Origin of the sequence: Desulfovibrio sp. 1188_IL3213 (assembly GCF_036763145.1) — a bacterium.
In the GTDB taxonomy this organism is placed as follows: Bacteria; Desulfobacterota; Desulfovibrionia; order Desulfovibrionales; family Desulfovibrionaceae; genus Desulfovibrio.
Window position 1 is genome coordinate 1 of sequence record NZ_JBAIYR010000329.1, and the last position, 2,622, is coordinate 2,622.

Consider the following 2,622-nt stretch of genomic DNA (forward strand, 5'->3'; position numbering starts at 1 on the left):
CGAGAAGGGGGCGAAGCCCCATAACCGGCCCCGCCTTGCCGCACGCCGCGCAGGCGGCCAATAGAACAGAAGCTGAAAGCCTCCCACCCCGCAGGGCGGCAACCCACCGTGCGAAGAACAAGCTCACTCCACACGCCATTCAGCGCGTCATTCCTCGCATCATCCGCCGCGCAAACGCCTGCCGACAATAGCGCATTTTAACGTAGAGAATAGACATCCTCAAAGCGTACGGAACGGTCGCTCCGGCGCTTAGCCGCGCAAATAAACAGCTCTAGAGCAGATTAACTTTGAAAATGTACATTTTCAAAGTTTAAAACACGCTCGCTTCGGCGTTTAACCGCGCAAATAAATCGCGCTTACGCCTTCGCGGCGGGCACCTGCTCGCGCAGTCGCCAGAGCAATTTCAAAGTGAAACTGCTCTAAAGTAAAATTGCTCTAAAAGCATTGCGCCATACAATAACCGCTCTGGCATGAAGCCTCAGGCTCTATGATCGCTCAGCCCAATACCTGCAAACCAGCGAATATCAAAAAGAAAGAAAATGGCTGGCAAATTTTGCCGAAACATGTTCTCATACTAAAAAAGTATGTATACGCCCTACGCGGCAGATGGAGGATACATGTTTCAGCACCGCCCCCAAATCCCCTTGCTCTTACGCGCCCGCCCTGCCGGCAGGCAGGCCCCCAGAGTAACGACAACCAAAACCGCCGCCCTGCCTGACCGCAGATCCATGCAGTTCCTGTATCGCGTCCTGGGTACCTGCCTGCTTGCCTTGGCATGTATGCTCATGGCGGCCCCGGCCAAGGCCGGCCCCTTTGGCAGTCTTTTCAGCCGTGAAACCACACTGGAAATAAAAGACGAAGCCGTAAGTCTGCCCCTTGCCGGGGTCACCGGAAAAGCGGCCTTCTACAAGGTCAATGTGGACGGAACCAACGTTATCTTCTTTACCCTGCGGGATGCCGCAGGCAGGGTGCGCCTTGCTCTGGACGCCTGTGACGCCTGCTGGCAGGCAGGCAAGGGCTACAAGCAGACAGGCGACGCCATGACCTGCCAGAAATGCGGCATGGTCTTTCCCATCGAACGTATCGGCCTGCGCAAGGGCGGTTGCAATCCCCACCCTGTAAACTTTACGGTTTCGGGAGAGACCGTTGTTGTCCCGGCAGAGGAACTGCGGGACGGCGTCAGATTTTTCAAGGGTCTGTAACCTATGAACATCATAACCATACCGCTGCGCTGCCTGCGGCAAAAATGGGGGCGCTCCGCCGCCTTGCTTTCGGTCTTTCTTCTTGGTGTGGCGGCTATTACGGCACTTAACAACGTTTCTTCCTCCGTGGCCGAAGGCTTTGAAAAAAAGCTCAGCGCCTTCGGGGCCAATATCGCCATCACGCCCAAGCGTGAAAGCCTGCAAATCTCTTACGGCGGCATCCCTCTGGGCAACGCGCTGGTAGACAGCGGACGCATCCCTCTGGCTGAAACACTGCGCGCCATTGCGGCCATTCCTCTCAAGGACAGAATCTCCGTGGTGGCCCCCAAGCTCGCCGGGCTGGCCTCGTTTACCGCGCAGGCCCAGGCTCCCGACGTCCTTGTGCCGCTTGTGGGCGTGGACTTTTCCAGCGAACTTGACCTCAAGCAGTTCTGGCGTGTGCAGGGAAACATTCCGGGGATTGAAGGCATGCACGCCCCGGATCCGCTCATGCGCCGCATGGAGGAGGAACACGCCCGCCACGCCGCCAATGCCGCAGGAGCAACGCCTGCGGACACCATGCCCGCAACGGCTCCGGCACGAAATGATCAGGCCATGCACGCCGCAACCGCCGGACAGAACGGAAGCAAAGAATCGGGAGAGCCAAACGCACAGACCGCACCAATGGGCGTGCGCCCTGCTGGACACGGCATGCCCCCCCACGGCGACAGCACCTCAGCCAATCCGTCCCCGTCAGAAACAGGCACAGAATTTTCCCACGCTCACCGGCTTCTGGCCGGCTCAGCCCTTGCCCAACGCCTGAGCCTTGCTCCGGGACAGACCGTTCTGCTCAATGACGAGCATTTTCTTGTGGAAGGAGTGCTTCAGCCCACGGGCAGCGACGACGACAACGTGCTTTTTGCGCCCATCGGCACGGCGCAGCAGCTTTTCAACGCACCAGACGCCGCAGGCTTTATCGAGGTGGCAGCGCTCTGCTCGGGCTGCCCCATTGAAGACATCGTAAGCGAACTGGAAGCCGCCCTGCCGGGGCAGGACATACGCGCCCTGCGTCAGGTGGTGGCCCAGCGCATGTATTCCATCTCCTTTGCGCAGAACATGGCCCTTGTGGTCACGGTGGTCATTCTTTTTTCCGCCTGTGTGATGGTGGTCATGTCCATGCTTGTGTCCGTCAACGAACGGCGCAAAGAGATCGGCCTGCTGCGTGCCGTGGGTTTTTCGCGCCAGGCGGTCTTTTTCATTTTTGCGGCTGAAGCCCTGGTCATAGGCTTTCTGGCGGGAACCTTCGGCTATGTGGCCGGGTATCTGGCAGGCGGCAAGGTTCTGGTCGCCATGCAGCTAGAAGCCGCCGCCTACCCGGCCTTTTCCCCGGCCGCCATGTTCGGTTATGGCCTGCTTGCCGGGGCGCTGGCTGTGCTTGCCG

The 2,622-nt window shown here is 59.1% G+C and carries 2 protein-coding genes; both read left to right on the top strand.

Going from position 1 to position 2,622, the window contains the following annotated elements:
- Window positions 1–617 precede the first annotated feature (617 nt).
- Complete coding sequence (locus tag V6C16_RS10995) at window positions 618–1,202, top strand: DUF2318 domain-containing protein (protein ID WP_333534859.1); 585 nt, start codon at window positions 618–620, stop codon at window positions 1,200–1,202.
- 3 nt (window positions 1,203–1,205) lie between these two features.
- On the top strand, window positions 1,206–2,622 hold a 1,417-nt coding region (locus V6C16_RS11000), incomplete at its 3' end, for an ABC transporter permease (RefSeq protein ID WP_333543214.1).